General features: G+C 72.9%; 18 protein-coding genes and 1 other RNA gene. 13 read left to right on the top strand and 6 right to left on the bottom strand.

What is annotated here, in order from left to right; translation table 11 throughout:
- Positions 1-68: 68 nt before the first annotated feature.
- Positions 69-1,424 (bottom strand): dihydrolipoyl dehydrogenase family protein, encoded by a 1,356-nt coding sequence (locus G569_RS0105000; protein ID WP_028062609.1) that lies wholly within the window; start codon positions 1,422-1,424, stop codon positions 69-71.
- Positions 1,425-1,458: 34 nt separating this feature from the next.
- On the opposite strand from G569_RS0105000, the gene G569_RS0104995 reads away from it, so the two are divergent.
- The 4 genes from G569_RS0104995 to G569_RS0104985 all read left to right on the top strand — a co-directional run bounded on the left by G569_RS0104995 (position 1,459) and on the right by G569_RS0104985 (position 5,902).
- Positions 1,459-2,559 (top strand): hypothetical protein, encoded by a 1,101-nt coding sequence (locus G569_RS0104995; protein ID WP_028062608.1) that lies wholly within the window; start codon positions 1,459-1,461, stop codon positions 2,557-2,559.
- 21 nt (positions 2,560-2,580) lie between these two features.
- Positions 2,581-2,964: a transfer-messenger RNA gene (gene ssrA, locus G569_RS60465) on the top strand.
- A 95-nt stretch (positions 2,965-3,059) separates the two neighbouring features.
- Entirely contained in the window at positions 3,060-5,135 is a 2,076-nt protein-coding gene (locus tag G569_RS0104990; protein WP_084284228.1) for a M64 family metallopeptidase, read from the top strand.
- An 11-nt stretch (positions 5,136-5,146) separates the two neighbouring features.
- A complete protein-coding gene (locus tag G569_RS0104985; RefSeq protein WP_157591826.1) occupies positions 5,147-5,902 on the top strand; it encodes a hypothetical protein in 756 nt (251 codons plus the stop codon).
- A 6-nt stretch (positions 5,903-5,908) separates the two neighbouring features.
- Here G569_RS0104985 and G569_RS0104980 read toward each other — a convergent pair whose 3' ends face one another.
- From G569_RS0104980 to G569_RS0104970, 3 genes are read right to left on the bottom strand one after another with little or no spacing between them, the layout of a single operon-like run.
- Entirely contained in the window at positions 5,909-7,864 is a 1,956-nt protein-coding gene (locus G569_RS0104980; protein ID WP_028062605.1) for a hypothetical protein, read from the bottom strand.
- Between the two features lie 6 nt (positions 7,865-7,870).
- Positions 7,871-8,746 carry a DUF1963 domain-containing protein gene (locus tag G569_RS0104975; RefSeq protein WP_028062604.1) on the bottom strand — a complete coding sequence of 292 codons (876 nt, stop codon included), beginning with the start codon at positions 8,744-8,746 and terminating at the stop codon, positions 7,871-7,873.
- A gap of 46 nt (positions 8,747-8,792) precedes the next feature.
- Entirely contained in the window at positions 8,793-9,371 is a 579-nt protein-coding gene (locus G569_RS0104970) for a redoxin domain-containing protein (RefSeq protein WP_028062603.1), read from the bottom strand.
- Between the two features lie 27 nt (positions 9,372-9,398).
- Between G569_RS0104970 and G569_RS45645 the strand changes: the two genes are divergently transcribed.
- The 5 genes from G569_RS45645 to G569_RS0104945 all read left to right on the top strand — a co-directional run bounded on the left by G569_RS45645 (position 9,399) and on the right by G569_RS0104945 (position 13,866).
- Entirely contained in the window at positions 9,399-10,235 is an 837-nt protein-coding gene (locus G569_RS45645; protein WP_053225872.1) for an aldose 1-epimerase, read from the top strand.
- A 57-nt stretch (positions 10,236-10,292) separates the two neighbouring features.
- Positions 10,293-11,252 (top strand): NAD(P)H-dependent flavin oxidoreductase, encoded by a 960-nt coding sequence (locus G569_RS0104960; protein WP_028062602.1) that lies wholly within the window; start codon positions 10,293-10,295, stop codon positions 11,250-11,252.
- Positions 11,253-11,267: 15 nt separating this feature from the next.
- The gene (locus tag G569_RS0104955) at positions 11,268-11,873 is read left to right on the top strand and encodes a helix-turn-helix transcriptional regulator (RefSeq protein ID WP_037494777.1); all 606 of its coding nucleotides are present in this window, start codon (positions 11,268-11,270) and stop codon (positions 11,871-11,873) included.
- Positions 11,870-12,991, top strand: coding sequence for an aminotransferase class I/II-fold pyridoxal phosphate-dependent enzyme (locus G569_RS0104950; RefSeq protein WP_028062600.1), 1,122 nt, complete (start codon positions 11,870-11,872; stop codon positions 12,989-12,991). The genes G569_RS0104955 and G569_RS0104950 overlap by 4 nt, the downstream gene beginning before the upstream one ends.
- 290 nt (positions 12,992-13,281) lie before the next feature.
- On the top strand, positions 13,282-13,866 hold the full coding sequence (locus G569_RS0104945) for an RNA polymerase sigma factor (RefSeq protein ID WP_053225871.1): 585 nt from the start codon (positions 13,282-13,284) through the stop codon (positions 13,864-13,866).
- Positions 13,867-13,871: 5 nt separating this feature from the next.
- On the opposite strand, the gene G569_RS45640 is transcribed toward G569_RS0104945, so the two are convergent.
- Positions 13,872-14,777, bottom strand: coding sequence for a hypothetical protein (locus G569_RS45640; protein ID WP_169542067.1), 906 nt, complete (start codon positions 14,775-14,777; stop codon positions 13,872-13,874).
- Positions 14,778-14,796: 19 nt separating this feature from the next.
- Here G569_RS45640 and G569_RS0104935 point away from each other — a divergent pair, with 19 nt between their 5' ends.
- From G569_RS0104935 to G569_RS45635, 4 genes are all read left to right on the top strand, one after another.
- A complete protein-coding gene (locus G569_RS0104935) occupies positions 14,797-15,819 on the top strand; it encodes a phosphotransferase family protein (RefSeq protein WP_028062598.1) in 1,023 nt (340 codons plus the stop codon).
- 67 nt (positions 15,820-15,886) lie between these two features.
- On the top strand, positions 15,887-16,825 hold the full coding sequence (locus G569_RS63680; protein ID WP_028062597.1) for a T3SS effector HopA1 family protein: 939 nt from the start codon (positions 15,887-15,889) through the stop codon (positions 16,823-16,825).
- On the top strand, positions 16,815-18,074 hold the full coding sequence (locus G569_RS0104925) for a lanthionine synthetase LanC family protein (RefSeq protein WP_028062596.1): 1,260 nt from the start codon (positions 16,815-16,817) through the stop codon (positions 18,072-18,074). The genes G569_RS63680 and G569_RS0104925 overlap by 11 nt, the downstream gene beginning before the upstream one ends.
- 32 nt (positions 18,075-18,106) lie before the next feature.
- Positions 18,107-18,736 carry a hypothetical protein gene (locus G569_RS45635; RefSeq protein ID WP_037494775.1) on the top strand — a complete coding sequence of 210 codons (630 nt, stop codon included), beginning with the start codon at positions 18,107-18,109 and terminating at the stop codon, positions 18,734-18,736.
- Here G569_RS45635 and G569_RS0104915 read toward each other — a convergent pair.
- Entirely contained in the window at positions 18,733-23,520 is a 4,788-nt protein-coding gene (locus G569_RS0104915; RefSeq protein WP_028062595.1) for an nSTAND1 domain-containing NTPase, read from the bottom strand. The two genes, G569_RS45635 and G569_RS0104915, sit on opposite strands and share 4 nt — an antisense overlap.
- Between the last annotated feature and the right edge of the window lie 100 nt (positions 23,521-23,620).

Here is a 23,620-nt window from a genome sequence, read left to right as displayed (position 1 = left end):
AGCGACGTCGCCGGCTTGCCGGGGGCGTGGTGGAGGGACCTCGAGCGGCTCCCTCCGCGTCGACTTCTTTAAAGCTTCAGCCAGATCTCGCTGCGTGTCGGGAAGCTCGGCACGGCGTGGCGAAGCCGCTCGAGAGGGACCTCGCCGACGATCGCGATCGTCGCCGCGTGCAGGAAGTCCGCCACCTCGGCGCCGGTGATCGTGCAGCCGACGACGATCCGTCGCTCGCGGTCCACGATCCAGCGGGTCGTGCCGGGGGCGTTGCGGCCATAGAAGGACCCGCCGGCGTTCCCGCTCGTCGACGTCTCGACGATCTCGATCTCGAGGCCGGCCTCGCGCGCGCTCTGCTCGGTGTGCCCGACGGCGGCGACCTGCGGCTCGGTGAAGATCACCCGCGGCGAGAGCTTGCCGTCGGCGCCGTGCGCGATCACGTGGCTGTGGCCGAGGATGCAGTCGGCGGTCACCCGCGCCTGGTACTTGCCCATGTGGGTGAAGAGGGCCTTGCCGTTGATGTCGCCGATCGCGTACAGCCAGTCACGGCCGGGGACCCGGTTGTGGGCGTCGACCTTGACCAGCTCTCCGGGCGTCAGGCCCACGACCTCGAGACCGAGGTCGCTGGTCAGCGGCGTGCGGCCGAGCGCGACGAGGACCTTGTCGCCGACCGCCTCGCTGCCGTCCGTGGTCGTGACCGTCACGGATCCGTCGTCGTTGGGGGTGATCCGCTCCGCCTTCTGCGCCGTGCGGATGTCGACGCCGTACTCGCGCAGCGCCGCGGTCAGCTGGACGCAGGCGAACTCCTCCTCGTTGGGGATCAGCCGCCGCGCGCCCTCGATCAGCGTGACCTGGCTGCCGAGCGTCTGGAACGCCTGCGAGAGCTCGACGCCGACGACGCCGCCGCCGAGCACGACGAGCCGCTCGGGGACCGCCTTGGCCACTGTGGCATCGCGGTTCGTCCAGGCGCAATCGAACTCCTGCAGGCCCGGGATGGGCGGGACCTTCGGTGCCGAGCCGGTCGCCAGGATGACCGCGCGGCGGGCCTCGAGGACCTCGTCGCCGACCGTGACGCGGCGCTCGCCGGTCAGCCGTCCGTGCCCGCGGACCAGCGTGATGTGGCGATCCTCCAGCCACGGGAGCTGGGCGTCGTCGGAGAGGTCGTGGATGACCTCGTCGCGCCGTTTGAGCACCGCCGGGACGTCGAGCCCGCCGGTCACCGCCTCGGCCGCCCCCGGGATCCGCTTGACCTCCGCCAGCGCCTCGTACGGCCGCAGCAGCGCCTTCGACGGCATGCACGCCCAGAACGAGCACTCGCCGCCGACCAGTCGGTCCTCCACGATGGCGACATTCAGCCCCTTCTCTGCGAGCCGCCCGGCCGCGACCTCCCCGGCCGGCCCCGCGCCGACCACCACAACATCGAAGCTCCGCATGGATCCGCACCCTAACGGCCGGTAGTGTCCGCCCATGGCGCGGCTTCTTCTCATCTTGGCCGCGAGCCTGCTGTTCGCCGCCCCCGCAGCCGCCGCGCCCCCGGAGCTGTTCCTGCGCGAGACGCCGTGGGACACCCACGAGGCCGTGAGCGACTGGATCCCGCTCGCGTCCGCGCCCGTGTCGAGCTATGTCGGCGGGTATGAGATCGGCTACCGCCTGCAGACGGCGGGCTTCCAGCGCGCGGCGCTGACGATCGCCGCCGTCCCGCACGGCGCCTCGGTCCAGCCCAATTCCGCGCCGTTCTGCACCGGGCGCAACGGCGCGGCCGGCGACATCGTCGCCGCCGGTCCTGAGTTGCAGTTCGAGGGCAACGGCACGTACACGGTCTCCGTCTCCGTGCTGGCGGGTGACCGCGGCGACTGCCTGACGCAGGGCGAGACCGCGACCGGGTCGTTCGGCGTCGCGGCCATGCTGACGCCGACCGTGGTCGGGCAACTCGTCCTGCGCCGCATCGAGACGTCGGGCGTCGTGGACCGCGTTACCGCGCCCGAGCCGCGCGGTGGGATGCCCGGCGTCCAATGCACGCTCGGCGCGACCGTCGTTCCCGAAGCGGGCGCGACCGCGCAGAACCTGCCCGAGGACGAGTTCCCACGACCGGGTGAGTGGGCGTGCCAGGCGCGTGTCGTGGCGCAGGGGCAGGATCAGGAGAACAGGCTCGTGAACTTCTTCGGCGACTGGTCGGCGCCGACGCCGGTGCTCGTCCGCGCCGATTTCCTGCGCAAGAGATCGCGGGTCGTCGGCTCGCGCAGCGCCCGCCGCGTCGGATTCGCCGTGACGACGGAGTTCGCCGCCGAAGCCGCCGGTGGAGTCGCGACCCTGTCCCTGCAGCGCGTCACCGGTTGCCGTGGCACGAAGAAGTACAAGGGGCCCGTGGTCTCGAAGAGCCGCGCACGCTTCAGCGCCGCGGGCGCGACCCTGAAGGTCAAGCGACCCGGGAAGGGCTACTACGTCGCCCGCCTGTCGTTCGGAGGAACCAAGCTGATCCGCGCCGGCCAGGACCCCAACCCGCTCTACCTCTTCGCCAAGGGCGGGAAGTTCGGCTTCGCGCCGGCGCAGCGTTTCCCGTATTGCTGACTACAATGGTTAGACAACCCCGGGGACGACAGGCTTCGACGTGGTCGGTTCGTGGGGTCGGTTGCGAGTCGAGGTACCGGAGGCCTCGTAAAACCCCGGTAACAACAAATGCGAATGATCGCACGGCCGTGGCGACCAGCCACGACTTCCAGCTCATCGCCTAGCCGAAACTAGGTGAAGAGTCTCGGCCCCCGCAGCCTGCGGCGGGATCAGGCCGAGTCAGATAGCAGGATCACCCAAGGATCAGCCGGCCTGAGCTGACCGCGGGGACATTCGATCGGGCTGGCCCCCTGAGACCTCGCCGGTGAAGCGACCAGGGGGCGAGATCTAGAGCACCGGCTACGCTCGTAGATACCGTCCTTTACGCGATCGCGGACGCGGGTTCAATTCCCGCCGTCTCCACTTCAATCGCTGCGGCAGACCTCGGATTCGGGGGCTGCCGCAGTGTCCCGCCGGCAGGACCGTTTGTTGTTTCTGTATCGATCAGGGATCGTTGATCGATGGCTGACAGCATGACGGTGCTCCGAAGAGCAGGCGCTCCCGGAACGAAGCGCAACATCGCCGTCCTCGGGGACGGCTTCACCGCCGCCGACCAGGCGGCCTACAACACTTGGGTGGACACGACCCTGATCCAGGGCGTGTTCGGCCACGACTACTTCTCCGAGGACGCCTCGGCGTTCAACATCTATCGGGTGAACCTCGAGTCGGTGGACTCGGGGGTGAGCGTGCGGACGTACGACGAGAAGGGCACGGTCGATCCCAGCGACGACACGATCGCGTCCGAGACGATCCACAACACGGCGCTCGGCATGATCTTCAGCGGGTCGTGGTCGCACTGCTGGCTCGAGTACGGCGCGAACACGGAAGTGCGGCTGCAGGCGGCGATCAACAAGTGGGTGCCGGACGCCAACGAGATCCTGGTCGTGCTCAACAACCCGAACTACGGCGGCTGCGGCGGCGGTGGCCGGGCGCACGTGCCGATGGGCGTGGACTGGACCGTGATCGCGCACGAGTTCGGCCACGGGATCGGCGGGTTCGCGGACGAGTACTCGGTGACCGGCAACTACACCGGCGGCGAGCAGGGCTGGATCAACCTGACGACGAACACCGACCGGTCGACGACGAAGTGGCGCCAGTTCATCGCGCCCACGACGCCGCTGCCGACGGGCGTCGGCTCCGGCGCGAACTACAACCAGGGCACGCGACCGGCGACGTGGAGCAGCAACTTCGACGCCGGCCTGTTCGAGGGCGGCGGAACGCTGGAGACCGGGATCTACCGCCCGGTCGAGAACTGCCGGATGAACGGCAACAGCCCGGAGTTCTGCCCGGTCTGTTACACGTCGAACAAGCAGCACCGCGACAGCGAGACCGAGCACCACTTCCGCAACGCGTACGCGGGCCGGTTCTTCGGTGACCAGCGGCGCACCGACGTGCTGCTTCATCACGGCACCTCGATCCAGCTCTTCCAGGCCGACGGCAGCGGCTTCGCGCACACGTTCAGCGGCGTCGAACGGGTGCCCGGCTCATGGCAGTTCAAGCCCAACGACCAGATCGTGGTGGGGGACTTCAACGGCGACGGCGCCGACGAGGTCGTCATCTTCAACGGGGTCGACTGGGCGATGCCCTACCTCGGCCTGCTCGCGTCCGACGGCGCCGGCGGCCTGCGGCTGATCGCCCGTTACGACGGCGACATCCCCGGGTGGGGCGGCTTCGCCCGCAACGATCGCTTCTACCGCGCGGATCTCGACGGCGACGGACGCGACGACCTCGTGGTGTTCAACGGCGACGACTGGTCGATGACCTACGTCGGGCTGCTGCGCAGCACCGGCACCGGCTTCAACATGACCAACCGCTACGACGGCGACATCCCGGGCTGGGGCGGGCTCGCCCGGCACGATGAGATCTTCGTCGGCGATCTCAACAACGACAACCGCGACGACCTCGTCATCTTCAACGGCCTGGACTGGTCGATGGCGTACGTCGGGCTGTTCCGCTCGCAGGCGTCGGGCCTGACGATGACCGCCCGCTTCGACGGCGACATCCCGGGCTGGGGCGGCCTCGCGCGCAACGACAAGCTGATCCTCGGCGACTTCGACGGCGACGGGCGCTGTGACATCTACATCTTCAACGGCGACGACTGGTCGATGCCGTACCTGGGGATGTTCCGCTCCAACGGGAGCGGCCTCGCGTTCGTGCGCCGGTACGACGGCGACGTCCCCGGGTGGGGCGGCCTGGCGCGGCACGACCGGTTCTTCGCCGCCGACCTCGACGGCAACGGCCGCACGGACCTCTGGGCGTGGAACCACGAGGACTGGTCGGAGGAGTATCTCGGGCGCATGGTCTCGTCGGGGACAGCGCTCAGCGCGAGCTTCATCGGCGACTGGGTGGGCGAGTGGAACCTCGGCCCGGTCGACCGCTTCGAGGTCGCCAACTTCTCCGGGCGCGCCGCGGGCCAACCGAACCTCTACGTTCACAACACCGACTGGTTCGGAGTGATCGACGGGCGTCGCGGCTACGCCCTGAGCAAGATCTACTACCGGTGGATCCACGACTATCGCTACGGCCGGAACTGGTGAAGGAGCGGACCATGAAGAAGTCCAAGCGCACATCGTCCAAGCGGCGGCCGGCGTTCCAGCCTGACGAGAGCCGTCCCACGAAACCGGACGCGCGGGTCGAGGCTCCCGCCGCGGAACACATCCCGAGCTACGAGGGCCAGAGCAAGACCGCGGTGGCGGCGGCCCCTGAAGGCGCGTCCCGCGTGAAGGCCCCGTTCAAGGCGCAGGGGCCCGACGCGGCCGGCGGCGAGCTGCGGCTCGGCGACCAGCAGGCGAAGGGCTCCGGCGGCGACCAGGGGGCGGCCGGACAGGACGAGCAGTACATCCGGATGCGCGTCAGGGTGCGCGAGGGCGAGCTCTCGATCGTCGACAGCCACCTCGTCTCCGGGCCCCTCGGCCAGGTCACCGGCTTCCCCGCGGGCAACGCGTACGAGGTGACCCTCGACGACCGGCTCCTGCACGCCGGCGCGCTGCCCGATCTCGGCCTGCAGCGGTCCTTCCCCAACCCCGAGGGTCCGCCGGAGCAGCACGGGCATCACTTCGCGGAGCGCGGCGTGTACGACTTCATGGCGCGGGTGCCCGCGGCCGAGGTCACGCCCGAGACGCTCGACCGGATCGTCGTCCGCCTCCACCGCGTCAAGGAGGCCACGAGCGCCGAGCAGCTCAGCGCGCCGATGGCCGTGCAGTTCGCGCGTCAGGTGCGTCCGGTCGGCGAGCTCTCCGGGCTCCCCGGCTCGGTGCTGCCCGAGGCGATCGAGCGGCGAGGAGGGCGCACGCCGGACGCCTGATCGCGATCAGCGGACGCGGACGACGGTCTTGTACGGGCGCGGCCCGAAGCTGTAGAGGGTGACGTAGCGCACCTCGGCGGCGGGCAGCGTCACGCTGAACGCCCGCCTTCGTGCGCGGTCGTACAGCAGCGTCACGGCAACCGGCAGCTCGAACCGGGAGCGCGTGGTGGAGCCGGTCACCTGGAAGTTCGACTCCGTCGGCTTGTCGGCCGTCCACGAGACCTCGATCCGCTTGCCGCGGCGCACCGCGCGCAGGTCGTGCAGATGCGGCCACGCGATCGGCGCGGCGCGCCGCTGGGAGAGCCGGAGCGACACGGTGCGCGTCGCCGTCCGCGCGCCGTCGAGTGCGGCGTAGACCAGCCGCACGCGCACGCGGCCGGGGCGGCGTGGCGCGATCGGCTCGGCGTAGCTGTCCAGGACGAGCGTTCCGGACCCGCCGCGTGGGAGCTGGAGCAGTGTGTCGGCCCACGAGGCGCCGACGAGCTCGGCGCGGATCTCGCACGGCCCGCCGCAGCGCACCGGGAGGCGGAGCTTGTCGTTCACGCCCAGCGCGGTCTTCAGCGGGCGGCCGACGCGGAGCTCCGGCGGGGCGGGCGAGACCGGGGCGCCCTCGGTGGCGAGCCGCAGGCGGATGTGGTCGTCATCCGGGAAGTCGAGCCACATCAGGCCCGGCGTGCCATCCGGCAGCGCGACGCGGCGAGGTTCGCCGGCACTGGCGGTCGGCGTTCCCGCCGTCTGCGTGAGCGCGGGCGAGCCGTCGAACGGGAGCGTCGCGACCGCCGCCAGGTCGTGAAACGGCCCGCGCGCCGCCTGCGGCTGGTCCCAGGTGACCCACGCGCCGCTCGGATCGAGGCCGGTCTGGATCTCGGCGCCGCCGAACCACCAACCCCCGGCGGGGATGTCGTAGGTGAGGCCGCCGTCTTGCAGCAGGAACGCGTCGTACGGCAGCCGGCGCACCGCGGGGGCGAGTGAGACCGGGGCGGAGAAGGCGCCAGGTGCGGCGCGGGTGACCGCGCCGACGCCTCCGAACGCGACGCCGGTCCACGCGATCGCCGCGCGCCCGGCGCCGTCGAGCGCGGCGCGCGTGGACGCGCCCACGGGGTCCTTGTGCGCGACCACCGGCACCGATGCGCCGAACGCCCCGCCGGGAGCGCGCTCGGCGACGCGGACGGTCGTCGCGTCGGCGAGGGCGACCAGCGCGTGGCCGTCGGGTGCGACCGCCAGCGACGCATGCGACAGTCGCGGCATCGTGGCCAGCTTCACCGGTGCGCCGAAGCGCCCACCGGCGGGCGCGGTCGCGACCATCAGGTCGACGGTGTTGCGCCGCGGAACGGCATCGAAGTCGTCCGGGGTCTCCCACAGGACGATCGCCTCGCCCTCCGCCGTCAGACCCGCCTGCAACCCCCTGACGTCGTCGCCGTACGGTCCGCCGAGCGATTCCGGCTCACCGAACCCTCCGCCCGGGCTCCGCCGGACGGCGTACAAGCGCACCGCCCCACGATCGTCGCGGGAGAACGACTCGGCCGAGTACATGACGAGCGCGTCTCCGCGCTCGGACACCGCCGTCGCCAGCGCGATCACGCCGGCGTAGCCCTCCTCCGCCAGCTCGGATGGCTCGCTCCACGCGCCCCCGGGCTCTCGCACCGCCGCCGCCGGACCCTCCCGGAAGTTGCAACAGGCGATCACGCCCGAGCCGCTCGCGCTGATCGACGCCGACCCGCAGTCGGGCACGGGCGGGGTATCGAAATCCGGTGTCGCCTCGGCCTTGAAGCCTTCTCGCGTCGGCCGCAGCAGCTGCAGGCGCGTGCGGGTCGCCGCCAGCACCTCGCCCGTCGGCCCCGTCGACTGGACGCACTCGCTGCGCGGTCCGCTGATCGTGGTCGGCGGCACCTGTTCGAGCGCGGCGCTCGCGCTCGCGGGCGCGGCGAGGAGCAAGGCCGCGACGATGAGCAGTCGGCGCATGTCGCTTCAGCCCTCCTGGAACTCCGCGCAGAGGCGGTTGAAGCGCCCGGCGCGCAGATCCCCCGCGCGGCCCGAGAGATAGAGCGCTCCGCCGTCGCCGATCGCGAAGTCGAGGCGCTCGTCGAAGTCGAGTTGGAGCAGCAGCCGATGGCTCGGTTGCTTGGAGACGGTCTTCCCGCAGCCGTACAGCGGCGAGTCCTGGACGGGGGTGGGCCAGCCGAGGACCTGGTGGACGGGCGAGGACTCGGTGACGGTCTCCAACCGTCCCAGCGCGGCCTCGTACTCGAGCTCGGCGTAGGCGTCTGTCGCCTTGCGATCGAGGTCGTAGCGCTCCTCGCCGATGATGGAGTCCGGGATCGTCAGCGTCGGCTTGAGCTGCACCGGCCGGTTGCGCAGCTTCGCCACCCGCTTCGGCGTGGGGCGGCGCGCGAGCCGCCCACGCAGTGTGCGCACGACCACGCAGGTCTTCGAGCCCACCGGTCCGACGGCCTCCTCGACGTCGGTGACGCCGTCCGCGTTCTCGGTGAGGTCGGCGAACACGGCGAGCGTGCCGCCGTTCGCCGGGACGGCTCCGGGCGCGAGCGCCGCGACATCCGCCAGCCGCAGCTGGGCGAGGAAGCTCAGCCGGTGGCCGCCACAGCGCGGCCACGGGGTCCCCGCGGGCAGGTCGGGTTCGCCCCCGAGGCGCGACTCCCCGAGCGCTCCGTCGCCGCCGGCCACCAGGCGGGCGCCTGGCAGCGCGTCGCGCGCGATGGTGTCGGCCTTGGCGCCGAGCCCGAGCGCCTTCGCGCGGGCGACCAGCTCATCGCGGGTGGGGCCCTCCGCGGCCGCCGCCGCCGGGCCGGCCACAGCGACGCTCGCGATCAGCGTCGCGAAAGACATTCGGGGAATCCTGCGCGAAATCATCGCGCTGGAATGTAGCCGCAGGTCACGCGGGCGGGCGCTTGTCCCAGCCGTGGAAGTGCGAGAAGTCGCCCGCCTCCCACGCTTCGCGCAGGCCCGGCTTCCCCAGGTCCCAGTCCGGGCGGACCTCGGCGAAGGCGTCGCGCAGGTCGTGCCAGAGGTCGACGACGGACGGGCGCCCCCAGAACCAATAGCCGTTGTAGATCGTGTGGATGACCAGGCCCGGCTTGAGCACGAGCGTGTGCGGGATCATCGGGTCGTTGTCGGGGTCGGTGTACTCCTGGATGTCGAGGTCCTTCTGGACGGTGCGGCCCGGGTCCTCGAGGAACGGCCATTGCGCGCCGACGGAGGCGCGGAACTCCTGGCTGGTGTGGTGCTCGTCGGTCGAGATCGTCGCGATCTTGGTGTAGGCGACGGCGATCTTGGGATAGAACGCGGCGAGCTCGAGGTGCTGCTGGTGCTCCTTCGGGCAGTAGTGACCGCGGGCGAGGGTGAGGATCATCGGGTCGTCGCCCTGGATCTCCGAGAGCTTGCGGGTGACGCTGTCCTGGTCGGGAAGCTCGTAGTCCGGGAAGGTGCCGCCGGGGGCGATGTCGGAGCGCATGCCCGAAGACGCTACGCTCCGGCAACTGTGGAGGTCGTCCTGGGCAGTGGCTCTCTGGAGGCGACGATCGCCCCGACGGCGGCGATGCTCGTCACGTCCCTGCGCCATCACGGCGAGGAGCTGCTGGGGCAGCGGGCGGACGCGTCGACGTTCGTGCACGCCGGCAAGACGACCGGGTCGCCGCTGCTGTACCCGTGGGCGAACCGGCTCTCGAAGGCGCGGTTCGAGCTCGACGGCAAGGCGGTCGACGCCTCCGCCGCGCGCCAGGACGGGTTCGGCTCGCCGATGCACGGCCTCCCCGAGGCGCGGCACGGCTGGGTGGTGGAGGAGCAGCGGCACGACCTCGTCTCCGCCACCAAGACCTGGGACGACCCCTCGTTCCCGTTTCCGCATGAGCTGCGGGTCGAGCACCACCTCACGCCCGACGCGCTGACCACGACGACCGAGGTCTACGGGGACGTGCCGGTGGCGTTCGGGTGGCATCCGTTCCTGCAGCTTCCGGGCGAGCCGCGGGAGCAGTGGCGGGTCGAGATCGGCGCCGCGACGACGCTCGAGCTCGACGACCACATGCTCCCGACCGGCGGCCGCCACCCGCGCGAACGCGGCGCCACGACGCTCGGCGACAGCGCCCACGACGAGGCGCTGGCCGACGTCGACGGCCCGTTCGTCCTCCAAGGCGCGAACCGCCGGATCACGGTCACGTTCCTGGAGGGCGCGCCGTACGCGCAGTTCTTCGCCCCCTTGGCCGAGCCGCTCGTCGCGTTCGAGCCGATGGCCGCGCCCGGTAACGCGCTGGTGACCGGGGACGCCCTGGAGCGCGCGCCGTGGCGGATGCGCTTCAGGATCCAGGTCACGACGCCCTGAAGATCAGGGTGGTCCACCGATTGTCACGGCCACCGGGCCGGACCTACGCTCGGCCATGTGATCCCGACCCTCTCCACGCGCTTCACCGACATGCTCGGCTGCCGCCTTCCCATCCAGCAGGCGCCGATGGGCGGCGTGTCGTCGGACCCGCCGCTGCCGGTCGCGGTCGCCGAGGCGGGCGCGGCGGGCATGATCAGCGGGGTCCTGCAGCCGCCTGACCTCCTCGAGGCGACGCTCGCGGCGCTGCCACCCGGCCCGATCGGCGTCAACTTCCTCGTGCCGTTCCTGCTCGACCGGACCGTCGTCGAGGTGGCGGCGGAGTATGCGCCGCTGGTCGACTTCTTCTGGGGCGAACCGGACCCCAGCCTCGTCGACATGGTCCACGCCGGCGGCGCGCTCGCCGCCTGGCAGGTGGGCTCGGTGGAGGAGGCGCGCCTCGCCGCCGCGGCCGGGTGTGACATCGTCGTCGCCCAGGGCTTCGAGGCGGGTGGCCACGTGCGAGGGACGCTCGGGTTGCTGCCACTGCTCGACGGCGTGCTCGAGGCGGTGGAGGTTCCCGTCGTCGCGGCGGGCGGGATCGCGACGGCGCGGGGCGTCGCCGCGGTGCTGGCCGCGGGTGCCGCGGCCGCGCGGGTCGGGACGCGCTTCGTCGCCACGCACGAGGCGCTCGAGGAGGGCGCGCACCAGGACTACGTCGGCGCGCTGCTCGTGGCGACCGGCGAGGACACGGTGATCACCGACGCCTTCTCGATGATGTGGCCGGCCGCGCCGCACCGGGTGCTCACCTCCTGCGTCGCGGCGGCGAGCCGGTCCCAGACCGAGCCGGTCGGCGAGACGACGCTCGGCGGCGTCACATTCCCGGTGACGCGCTGGTCGGTCGTGTCGCCCAACGCGCTGACGACGGGTGACATCGCGGCGATGGCGCTCTACGCGGGCCAGAGCGTGGGCGCGATCGAGCGAATCCAGTCCGCGGGCGAGGTCGTCGCCGAGTTGGCTGGACAATTAGTCCAGGGCTAGATACTTTGTCAGGGCATGGCGCCCTGGCTGAGAGCGATCGAACCCGCCTGCGCGGCGATCGCCGCGCTGCTGCACCCGCACGCCGAGGTCGTCGTGCACGACCTCGCCACGGACACGATCCTCGCGATCTGGAACCCGTTCAGCGGGCGCTCCGTCGGCGATCGATCGCTGCTGGAGGAGCTGCCCGCCCACTGGGGCGAGCAGCCGATGCAGGGCCCGTACCCGAAGGTCGAGCTCGACGGGCGTCCGCTGAGCGCCGTCAGCGCCGTCGTCCCGGACGCGGCAGGCACGCCGCGCGGGCTGCTGTGCGTCAACCTCGACCGGGCGCCGTTCGCCGACGCCGCCCGGGTGCTCGGCGCGCTGTTCGCGCCCACCGTCGCGCCGCCGCCTGAGCTCTTCGAGCGCGACTGGCGCGAGCAGATCGCGTCCGGCGTCGCCGACTACTGCGCCGAGCTGGGGCTTGCGCGCGAGCGGCTCACCCGCGCGCAGCGGCTCGAGCTGCTGCGCCGCCTCGAGCAGGCGGGCCTGTTCGCGACCCGCAACGCCGCCGACCACACCGCGACCGCGCTCGGCGTCTCCCGCGCGACGGTCTATTCGATGCTCAAGGAGATCCGCCGGTGACCGTCCAGCTGCCCGACTTTCGCCTGGAGGTCTACCTCGGCGAGTGGGAGTTCAAGGCCAAGTACCACCTGACGGCCTCCGACGCCGAGACGCTGACGATCGGCGAGCTGCTGGAGATGTCCGGCGAGCGGGAGGCGTTCGAGGCGCTGGGGCTCGGCTACGCGCCGACGTGGGGGTCGAGCGAGCTGCGGGCCGCGATCGCCGCGACCTACGACACGGTCGACCCCGACCGCGACGTGCTCGCGTTCGCGGGCGCGGAGGAGGCGATGTTCTGGGCGCTGCAGGAGCTGCTCGGCCCGGGCGATCACGCCGTCGTCACCGTTCCCAACTACCAGTCGATGGAGACGCTGACGCTGCGCACGGGCGCCGACGTGAGCGGGTGGGTGCTGCGACCCGGGAACGACTGGGCGCCGGATCTCGCCGAGCTCGAGGCGCTGCTGCGGCCCGAGACGAGGCTCGTCGCCGTCAACTTCCCCAACAACCCGACGGGCGCGGTGCCGTCTCGGTCGAGCTTCGAGGCGCTGGCCGCGCTGTGCGACGAGCGCGGGATCGTGCTGTTCAGCGACGAGGTCTACCGCGGCCTGGAGCTCGACCCCGCGCGCACGCTCCCGCAGGCCTGCGACCTGTCGCCGCGAGCGATCTCACTCAACGTGATGTCGAAGGCGTACGGGCTGCCAGGGCTGCGGATCGGCTGGCTCGCGACGCACGACCGCGCCCTGCTCGAGCAGCTCGAGCGCCGCAAGCACTACACGTCGATCTGCAACGCCGGCCCGAGCGAGTTCCTGGCCACGCTGGCGCTCCGGCACGGTGATGCGGTCCGCGGTCGCAACCGCGCGATCATCGAGCGCAACCTCCCGGTCTTCGACGCCTTCTTCGCTCGTCACCCCGACCGCTTCGAGTGGGAGCACCCGCAGGGCGGCTGCGTCTGCTTCCCCCGTTACCTCGGCGATGACACCGGCCGCTTCTGCCGCGACCTCGTCGAGCAGGTGGGGGTGGTGCTGCTGCCGGGCGACATCTACGCGTCCGAGCTGGGCGCGGTCCCGCGCGACCGCTTCCGGATCGGCGTCGGCCGCCGCGACCCCGAGCCGGCGCTGGACGCGCTCGAAAGCGTCCTTTAAAGAGGAGCGGACCGCCGCGCTGGTCAGGCGCGACGGTCCGATGAAGAGAGAGGCCGGCGAGTGTCGGGGGGAGGGAGCGGGACTGCCCGGTGGCCTTGTTCTGCTTGTGGGAGGGGGTCAACCTCCTGTACTGCGTATCTTCGTCCGGCCGCGGGCCCTCTTGTATCCATCGTGGGGGTGAACCTCGTCACCCACCCCGGCTGTAAGCGGTTGTAACCGGACCGCAGGCGAGCTGTAGCCGCCGTCTCGGAAGGTCTCGGGCACTCCAACTTCCCCTTTGAGGAGTGCCCATGAGCCCATCGCTGATCCATCTCGACCCATCCGACCTCGACCGGCTCGTCGTGACCGCGGCGGCCGGCGACGAACGCGCCTGGGACGGGCTCGTGCGCCGCTTCCAGCCGCAGCTGCTGCGGGTGGCGCGGGCGCAGGGCCTGAGCCTGCACGAGGCCGAGGACGCCGTGCAGGACACGTGGATGCGGCTGATGGGCGGCATCCGCGGCGTGCGCGAGCCGCGCGCGCTCGGCGGGTGGCTGACCACGACCGCGCGCCGTGAGAGCCAGCGGCTGCGCCAGCGCAACGCGCAGGAGCTGCCGACGGCGGACGACCTCGCGAGCGACGTCTCGACCGACGACGACGCCGAGGCGCGCCTCGACGCGGCCGCCTGCCGCGAAGCGGTCAGCCGCGCGCTCGCCGGGCTCCCGCCGCGCCACCGGCGCCTGATGCGGGCGCTGTTCGACGACACGGCGGGCAGCTACCACGAGATCGCGCGCGACCTCGACATGCCGGTCGGCAGCATCGGCCCGATCCGCGGCCGCTGCCTCACGCAGCTGCGCGGCAACGCGCACCTGCAGCAGCTGGCCGAGGCGATCGATTGACCGGGTCAGCCGATCCCGCGCGCGATCGAGTACAACGCCTCCGCGGTGTTCAGCGCGGCGCCTCGGGCCGCCTCGCTGACGCCGCGGTACGGGTCGTCGGCGGCGTCGGCGGCCTCCGCCGCGCGCAGCGCCCGCGGGTTCAGCCGCGGCGTGAGCGGGTTGGAGTCGACCAGCGTGCGCAGCGGGAGGCCGGACCGGGCGAGCTCGGCCAGCCCGGCCAGCACGACCGGCTCGTCCTCCCCGAACCGCTGCTGGTAGAGCTGCGAGTCGCTCGGGTCGAGGAACGTCAGGTAGCCGTTCTCGAGGATCTGCCGCGGGTAGTCGAGCGCGCCGGTGTAGCTGTAGCGAACGCCGGGCCCGCGGACCGGGTCGAAGTACCGCGGCGTGTAGAAGTCCGAGACCGGCACGCCGTTGACGGGGTACCAGCGCGAGCAGCACGGGTCGCAGACCTCGATCAGGTACTTGACCCGCTGGCGCGGCCGGGTCGGGTGCGCCGCGGCCACGAGCCGGTTGCCGAACGGATCGCACAGCATCTCGAGCGCCTCGTGGGAGGCCAGCACCGTCCACGCGTCGGTCGCCGAGACCAGCGCGAACGGCTGGCGCGTGAGCGCGTTGAGGTGCACGCCGGCGACGCTGTTGGTGTCGAACTCGTCGAGCAGCCGCTCCGCGGGTTCGGTGCCCACGAGCGAGACCAGCTCGTCGCAGAGCTCACCGGTCTCCCCGAACACCACGATCGGCAGGTAGTCGTTGGGGACGCTGTCGAGGTCGCCGAAGGCGTCGATGGTCGCGGTCACGCCCCAGATCGGCGCGAAGTCGCGCGTCACCTGCTTCTGGATCGCCGCCGTCACCTGCAGAAGGCTGCGCGTGGACACGTCCTTCGTCAGCGAGACGAACGCGATATGGATGGGCAACGGCATCAAGGTCCTCCGAATGCTTGAACACTCACGGATTGCCCACTATCTCCTGTCGCTCGGCGTTGTCAAGCCGGGCGCCGTGCTCGACGGCGACCTGGTGGTCACCGAGGTCTCGCGGCGCAACGCGGTCTTCCTCGTCACCTCATCGACGGGTCCGGCGTTCGTCGTCAAGGAGGCGGGAAGCGGCGGGACGCTCGATCGCGAGGCGACCGTCCTGCGTGCGCTGGCGGCCGACGAGTCGGTCGCCGGCCTGGTGCCGCGGGTGGTCGCGCACGAAGACGGGCGGTTGGTGCTCGCGTCGCCGCCGGCGGCGCTCGATTGGAGCCGGCGGCGCGACTCGCCCGCCTCGGCCCGGGCGCTGGGGAAGGCGCTCGGAGCCATCCATCAGGCTCAAGTCGAGGTTGAGGAACTGCCTGGGGACGATCGCCCGTGGGGCGTGACGCTCCCGGAGCCCGCGCTCGAGCGGGTGCGCACGTTCAGCTCGGGCGCGATCGAGCTGCTGGCGCGCGTGCAGGCCGACGACGGGTTCTGCGAACGGCTCCTGCGACTGCGCGACGGCGGCTACGAGCCGGGCTTCGCCCACCGCGACCTGCGCTGGGACAACGTCCTGCTCGTGACGGCGCCCGGAGGGCGGCGCCGGACGCGGGTGCTGGTGATCGACTGGGAGCTCGCCGGGCCCGGTTGGCCGGCGTTCGACCTGGCGTCCGCGCTCGCCGACTACGTGCGCGCGGCGATCGACGCGATCCGGGTGATCGCGCGCGAGTCCGACGAGGCCGCGGTCGCCGCGGCGGCGCGCGCCGGGCTCGAGCGGCGCGGGCCGGAGATGCATGCGCTCTGGGCGGGCTACCGGCGCTCGGCCGCCGCCTCGCCGATCGAGATCGCCGAGCTCGTGGCCGTCCGGCTGCTGGAGATCGCGTTCGAATACGCGCGCGGCGCGTCGGTCGTGTCCGGGCACATCCTCGCGCTGACGCAGCTCGCTCAGAACATGCTCCGCTCGCCCGGGCTCTACGCGTGGAACGTCCTGGGGCTGCGGGGATGAGCCTGGCCCACGTTCAGCTCGGGACCAGCCGCGGGTTTCAGGCGTCCCAGTGTGGCGAGGTCGCACAATGAGCCTCTATCGCCAACAGGTCCGCGGCGTGCTGCGCGCGGTGACGATCCTGCCGCCGGACCGCTACGAGTGGCTCGGCCGGCGCAGCGGCCACGCGCCCGAGGGAGCGCCGGACAGCTACCTCGTCCACGGGCTCACGCAGGAGCTCTACACGTCCTTCTACTGCCGTGGGCGCGTCGGCCCGGCGCGTTGGGGCGAGCCGGACCCGGCGGGCGGCGACGCGCGGCTCGCGTACGCGGTCGCCCGCGCCGACACGGGGCGCGGCGGACGCGACGGCGGCTGGACCGTCGAGCGGACCGACGGCGAGATGGTGGTGCTCGCCCGCGGCGGGTTGCGGCTGCGGGCGGCGCGCTCAGATTGCGAGGACGAGGGCGCGACGGTCAGCGTGCCGCTGCCGGCCGGGCCGTCCCCGTTCTCACCCGGGTTCCTGACCCTGCTCGGCGACGCCGGCGACGTCCGCGGGACCGAGCTCGTGCGGGCCTACTGGCATGTGACCGAGCGCGGGGCGGCGGCGCTCGTCGGCGCGCTCACGCGGCACCTGAACGCCGCGGGCGTGCCGTTCCGGCTGAAGATCGCCCACCACGCGCACCTGTTCGACCGCTGCGACGCCGCCGTCCTGTACATCGGGCTGGACACGTTCCGCGCGCAGCGGGAGCACCTCGCGGGCGTCGCCGAGCGGCTCGCGTGCTGGCTGCGCCCGTTCACGCCGGCGTTCGCGCTGGCGCTGCGGCCCGGGCTCGGGCTCGCCGAGGACCATGGCGGCCCGCAGAGCTTCGGCGAGCGCCGGTGCGCGCAGCTCGCCGAAGGGCTCGTCGAGGCGGGCCCGGCCGGCGAGGACGAGCGGCTGGCGGTCGTGGAGCGGCGGTTCGCCCGCGACGGCGTCGCCTTGGACGCCCCCTATCTCGACCCCCTCCTGGACGGTCGCCATGTCCTCTGACTTCCTCGAGGCGGCCGCCGGGATCGGCCGCGCGATCACCGCCGACGCCGTGTGGCATGACGGGGGCTGCAGCTGGATGGGCGCCGTCGTCGAGCCGAGCGACCCGTCGCGGCCCGAGTACCGCCCGGTCGGAGCGCTCGTCTACGACGGCACCGCCGGCATCGGCCTGTTCCTCGCCCAGCTGTTCACCCGCACCGGCGACGGGGACGTGCGCCGGACGGCGCTCGGCGCGCTCCGTCACGCGCTGACCCGGCCGGGAACGGGAGACGGCCTGTTCGCGGGCGCGCTCGGAGTGGCGTGGGCGGCGCGCGAGGCGGGCGCGCTGCTCGGCGAGGACGAGCTGGTCGCGGCGGGCGACGAATTCACGGCGGCGTGGGCCGAGCGCGAGCTGCGCGCCGCCGCGGAGACGGCGGGCGACGCCGGCGCAGCGGCGCGGCGCGGCGCCGCCGCGGCGGCAGGCGCCGGCGGGCCTCGCCGGGTCCCCGCGCGGCGGTGCCCTGACGTCGTGCTCGGCGCGGCCGGCGCGCTCGCCGCCCTGGTCGCCGCGGGGGAGGTGGAGGCCGCGTGTGTCATCGGCGACGGGCTGCTCCGGGACGCGACCGTGAACCGGTACGGGTGGGCGTGGCGGGGTGCATCCCGCCGGCGGGACAGTTTTCAGTGCGGTGCGGCGCACGGCGCCGCGGGCATCGCCTGGGCGCTGCTCGAGCTGTTCGCCGCGACCGGTGACGAGCGGTTCGCGGACGCCGCGCGCGGGGCGTTCGCCTACGAGCGGTCGTGGCTCGATGTCACGTCCGGGACGTGGCCCGACCTGCGGCTGCCGTCGCGGCGTGGCGCGCACACGCCCGGGATGGTCGGGACGTGGTGCTACGGCGAGGCGGGGATCGCGCTCAGCCGCCTGCGCGCGAACGAGCTGCTCGGGGATGGCCCGCACGCGCAGGATGCCCGCGTCGCCACGAGCACCACCCACGACCACGTGTGCACGCGGCTGCCGTTCTCGATCGACGACCTCTCGCTCTGCCACGGCATGGCCGGGGCGGCGGACGCCCTGATCGAGGCCGGCGACCACACGACCGCCGCGGCGCTCGGCGAGGCCGCGCTCGAGCGGTTCGGCGGCGGCGACTGGCCGTGCGGGCTGCTCGGGACCACGCCGGGCCTGTTCCGCGGCACGAGTGGCATCGGCTGGCTCTTCCTGCGTCTCCACGACCCGTCCGCCGACTCGCCGCTGGCCTTGCCGCTCCAACGCCGCTAACGTTTCCTCAATCAATTAGGAGGAACAACTCAATGGGTGTATCGGAAGAAGAAAACGGCAACGGCACGCCTGCCGGCGAGCCGCTCTCGCCGCACCCGCTCGTCGTCGGCCTCGCGGCGTCGTTGTTCGGCAAGAAGACGCCGCGGCAGGCGTACGACCTGGCCACGACGGCGAAGAGCGTCAAGTTCCGCAACGGCCCCGAGGCGAAGAAGTCACTCGGCGGCGACCCGGTCGCGAAGGCGATCAAGACGTTCGTCGACTCGCGCAGCCGCACCGAGCTCGTCAAGCTCGCGGGCTACCTCGGCGACGCGGTCGACATGCCTGGCAGCGCGGCGGGCGACGGCAGGTGGCAGGTGATGTTCTTCGACGACACGGCCGAGAACTACATCGCGATGCGCGTCCAGGACATCGCGTTCCGCGACCGCATCAAGGAGGACAAGGCCGCGTTCGGCGAGCTCGACGTCCTCTGGATCAAGGCCGACGCCCAGGTCGTCGCGGGCGGCCGCACGCAGTCGCTGATCGGCCGCTTCACGTCCGGCGAGTTCGTCCGCGCGGGCGACTTCCGCTCGTCGATGTCAGGTGGCACGATGGGGTCCGTGAGCGACCTCGGCCCGCTGTGCACGGCGTTCACGCCGTGCTGCTGCAACCGCTACTCGTCCTAGCGGACGTCGGTGAGATAGCGCTCGCGCTCGACCGCGGTCAAGGCGCGGGGTTTCAGGGCACGCGCGGCCGCTCGGATCTGACCGAGCGGCCCGCAGACCTCGCACCGGAACACGCGCACGATCTCGTGATCGTCGAGCGTCGCGATGCTGCCACCGGGACCCTGCGTGACGTCATAGAGCGGGACGTCGGGCTGCTCTTCGAGCTTGACCAGGGCGTCACCGCCGAGCGCGTCCCACAGCCGGACCGTGCCATCGGCGCTCGCCGTGATCACGCGCTTGCCGTCCGGCGTGAACTGCGCGGCGTTGACCTCGTCGGTGTGGCCGCGCAGGACCACGGGCGGGTGCAGGGTCCGCGGATCCCAGACGCGGGCGGTTCGGTCGGCCCCGGCGGTGACGACCCGGCCGTCGTCGCTGTAGGCCAGCGTGTTGATGTGTCCCGTGTGGCCGCGGAGCGTGCGGACGGGACGATCGGGGCGCGAGAGGTCCCAGACGTACAGCTCGCCCTCACGCGACGCGGCGACCGCGTGCTTGCCGTCGGGAGAGGCCTGCAGATCCACGATCTCGGGCGGGCCGCCCCGCAGGCTCCAGCTCCGGCCCGAGCGGACGTCCTGGACGACGGCCTCGTTGGTGGCGAACGCCGCGACCGTGAGACGCCGCCCAGTGGGATCGAGCCGCGCGATGTTGATGCCACTGCCCTCCTTGAGCTGCACCGCCCGCTGCGGGCGGCCGTCGGGGAGCATGACCCGCTCGGCCGACGCGGTCGGGTCGCGGCCGATCACGAGCTCGTCGCTGGTCGGCGAGAACCGCGCCGGCGTCCAGCCGGCCGGGCCGGAGAACGACCGGGCGAGCGTGCCGTCGGCGGCGGTCCACACCCGCACCGTGCCGTCGCCGGTGACGTCCGAGCCGGTCGCGATCCACCGTCCGCTCGGGCTGAAGTCGACGCCCGACGCCTGCGACGGCAGATGGAACGCGCGGATGCCCGACGCGTCCCAGACCTTCACGCGCCCGTCGTTGCCCGCGCTGACGAGGCGGTCGCCGGACGCGCCGAAGCCGACGTCCAGCACCCGCGACTGCTGGCCGCGCAGCGCGAACAGCTCGGAATGGCCCACCGTCGTCCAGACCCGGACCGTCCCGTCGTAGCTGCCCGCCGCGAACCGCTCGCCGTCAGGGCTGAACGCGCCGCTGGTCAGCTTGCGCGGGCCGGCCGACACCTCTCCGAGCGACGCCCCGGTGCGGGCGTCGAACAGCCGCGCGAGGTGGTCCTCGCCGACCACCAGGACGAGCTTGCCGTCCGGGCTGAAGTCCACGTCCCTCGCGGGAACGCCGTCGCCCTTGCGGAACGTCCGGATCGGCGTCCCGTCCGGCGCGAAGAGCCGCACCTCGCCGGCGTCGTCCGCGGTGACGATCCGTCCCTCGCGATCGAGGTCGACCCCGCGGATCGGGATGCCGTCCGCCACGGACACGTCGGTCGTGCGGCCGTCGGCGACCACGTGCACGGTGCCGTCGCCGGCCGCGGCGGCGAGACGCTTGCCGTCCGGGCTGAACGCGACGCGGTCGATCGAGGGACCGTCCAGGCGCAGCACGACGTGCGGCGCCTCGAGCGTGGCGCCCGTCACGCGCACGGTCCCGTCCCCGTACCCGAGCGCGATCCGCGTCCCGTCGGGCGAGAAGCGGGCGCTGAGAACGGCCGCCCGGCCCGGGAGCGCCGCCGCGCGGGCGCGGGTCGCCGCGTTGAAGACGAAGGCGTTCCCGTTGTCCCCTCCCGTCACGATCCAGTTGCCGTTCGGGCTGAAGGCAGCGGTCTGTGACGTCCGCGGGTCGGCTCGCAGCACCGCTCGCTGGCGGAAGCCGAGGACCGCCTGCCGGAGCGCGGCCGTGGACTGTGGCGTCGTCGCGGTGTCATCCGCCCACATCGCCAGCCGCAGCGCCACCTCGGGGTCGTCCGGGAGGGTCTGCGCCGACTGCAGGGCGAGCGCGCGCGAGAGCGCGAGGTTGCGCTCGCGCTCGGCGCCGCGCCGCTGGTCGATCGCGATGATCGCGACGATGCCGATCGCGATGACACCCGCGAGCAGCGCGCCGGCGATGATCTCCCAGCGCCGCGTCCGCGCGCGGCGTTCACGGCGGGCGCGCTCGAGGCTGGCGGCCAGGAACTCGCGCTCGACGGCGACGTCGAGCGTGTCCGGGTCGATGTACTCGCGCACCTCGGCGAGGAGCGCCCCGCGCAGCAGCAGGCCCTCGTCGCGGTCGAGGCGGACCCAGTTGCGCGCCTCGGTGCTGAGGCTGCGCTGGACGCGGCGGACGTCCTGGCTCTCCTGGATCCAGCCGCGCAGGCGCGGCCACTCGCGCAGCAGCGCCTCGTGCGCGAGCTCGACGGTCCCGCCGTGGAGCGCGACGAGACGGTTCGCGGCCAGCCGCTCGACGACCTCCTCGACCGCTTCGCCGCCGAGGTCCGCACGGGCGATCCGGCGCCGCTCGACCGCCCCCTCGTCGTCGATCGGGGCGAGCCGCAGCAGGACGCGCCGGGCGATCTCCTGCTCGGCGACGTCCAGTGCGCCGTAGGCGCGTTCGCCGAGCCGCGCGACCGCGCCGCGCACACCGCCCGCCTCGACGTAGGCCGCGTGCCGCAGGCGGCGGCGGCCGGCGAGCCCCTGCCAGAGCTCGAGCAGCGCGGTCGAGAGCAGCGGCAGCGCACCCGGCTCGCCGCGCAGGTCGGTGACGAGCGCGTCGACGAGGTCGGGCTCGACGATCAGCCCGGCCCGCTGCGCGGGGCATTCCACCGCGCGACGCAGCTCGTCGTCGCCCATCGCGCCCACGAGCACGTGGTTGTCGGCGACCAGGCGCGAGAGCCGCGGGTGTTCGGCGCAGCGCCCGTAGAAGTCGTCGCGCATCGCGATCGCCACGGCGCCCTGGCCCTCGCTCGCCTGCGCGATCCGCACGAGCTCGGCGACGAACGCGGCGCGCTCCTGCTCGTCCTCGCAGACCGTGAACGTCTCCTCGAACTGGTCGACGGCGAGTACGACCGGCCCGTCGGGCACGGCCGCCAGCTCGGCGCTCGGATGCGCGCCCGGGCGGATGACGACGACCGGGCAGCGCTCGCTCCCGGGCAGCACGCCGGCGGCCAGCGCGGGCAGCAGGCCCGCGCGCAGCACGGACGACTTGCCGCTGCCCGACGGCCCGACGATCGCCAGCAGCGGCGCGCCGACGAGCCGCGCGACGAGTTCGGCGACGAGCCGCTCGCGCCCGAAGAAGTACTGGGCGTCGGCCTGCTGGAAGGACGCGAGGCCCTTGAACGGGCAGACGCCGGTGACGCGGGACGGCGCGGCCGGGGTCTCCCGCGCCGCGGAGAGCACCTCGAGGTCGTCGGCCAGCTCGCGTTCGAGCGAGCGCAGGTCGGCGCGCTGCTCCGCGGTCCGCCGCGCGCCGGTCTCGATCCGCTCCTCCGCGTGGCGCGCCGCCTCGCGCCGCGCCCACTGGCCGGCGAGCTCGTGGATCGCGCCCGGCACGCCGCGGCTCGCGCCGAGCAGCCATTCCGACGGTGGGTCGCCGTCGGGCACGTAGCGGGTGACGATCGCCTGCACCGCTCCCGGATCGAGCGGGGAGAGCACGAGGCCTTCGCCCCCGTCGCCGCCGCCCGCCTCGAGCACGAGCGCGAGCACCGGCGCCCCGGAGACCGAGGCGCCGAAGGTCTCCAGCGCGTCGCGGACCTCGTCCGGCGCGCGCTCGGCGTCGTCGACGACGACCACGGTCGGCCCCGGTGCGGCGCGAGCACGGGCGAGCACGCCGAGCGTCGCCGCCGGCGGCCCGGCGCCGTCCGCGTACAGCACGGTCGCGCCGCGGCGGTATGTCTCAGCGGCGAACTCGGCCGCGAGGCGGCTCTTGCCGATCCCGGTCTCGCCGCGCAGCGTGATCAGCGCTCCCGCGCCCGCGCGGACGCCCTCCCACCGCTCACGCAGCCAGGCCAGCTCGATGTCTCGCCCTTCGAGCGGCTGTCCGGTCTCGCCCTCGAGCTCGGGTGGCAGCTCCGCGTCGCCGAGTCCCAGCAGGGAGCGGTCCTGGCGCAGGATCGCGGCCTGCAGGGCTCGCAGCTCGGGACCGGGCTCGATGCCACCCGCCTCGACGAGCCGCCGGCGGGCTTCCCGGAACGCCTCGAGTGCCTCCGTCTGGCGCCCGCGGCGGTACAGCGCCAGCATCAGGGGGGCGACGAGCGACTCGCGCGTGGGGTGCTCGCGGACGAGCCGCTGCAGCTCGCCGCCGTCGATCAGCTCGGACTCGCCGCCACGGGCGAGGTCGGCCTCGATCCGCAGCTCCAGCGCGTTGAGCCGGTGCTCCTCGAGCCGTTCGGACTCGGTCCCGAGCGACGCCTCGTCGCGCAGGTCGGCGAGCGCGGGCCCGCGCCACAGGCCGAGGGCGGTGCGCAGGAGGTCCGCGGCGCGATCGGCCTCGCCGGCCTTCAGCGCGCGCCGGCCGTCCTCCAAGAGCTGGTCGAAGCGCTCGGCGTCGAGCTCGCCCGGACGGACGCGGAGCGTGTAGCCCGCGGGTGAGGTGCTGATCGTGTCGGGGTCGCCGAGCGCCTTGCGCAGTCGTGAGACGTGGACCTGCAGGGTCTTGATCGCACGCGCGGGCGCGTCCTCGCCCCACAGCGCCAGCGCCAACCGCTCCGCGCTCACCGCGCGGTTGGCATTGAGCAGGAGCAGCGCCACGATCGCGCGCGGCTTGCTCCCACCGAGCGCCACCGGACCGCGCTCGTCACGTACCTCGAGTGGACCGAGGATCAGGAACTCCATGACGCACGAGCGACGCTATCCGCTCCCGAAGTCCTGCGCCGGGAATGTCCGAATGCGAACATTCCCGGCGCGTTGATCTACTGGGAGTCGGTTGAGGAAT

It is taken from the genome of Solirubrobacter soli DSM 22325 (genome assembly GCF_000423665.1).
Lineage (GTDB): Bacteria > Actinomycetota > Thermoleophilia > Solirubrobacterales > Solirubrobacteraceae > Solirubrobacter > Solirubrobacter soli.
The sequence above is the reverse complement of the archived record's forward strand: the minus strand, read 5'-3'. Positions and strand labels throughout refer to the sequence as shown.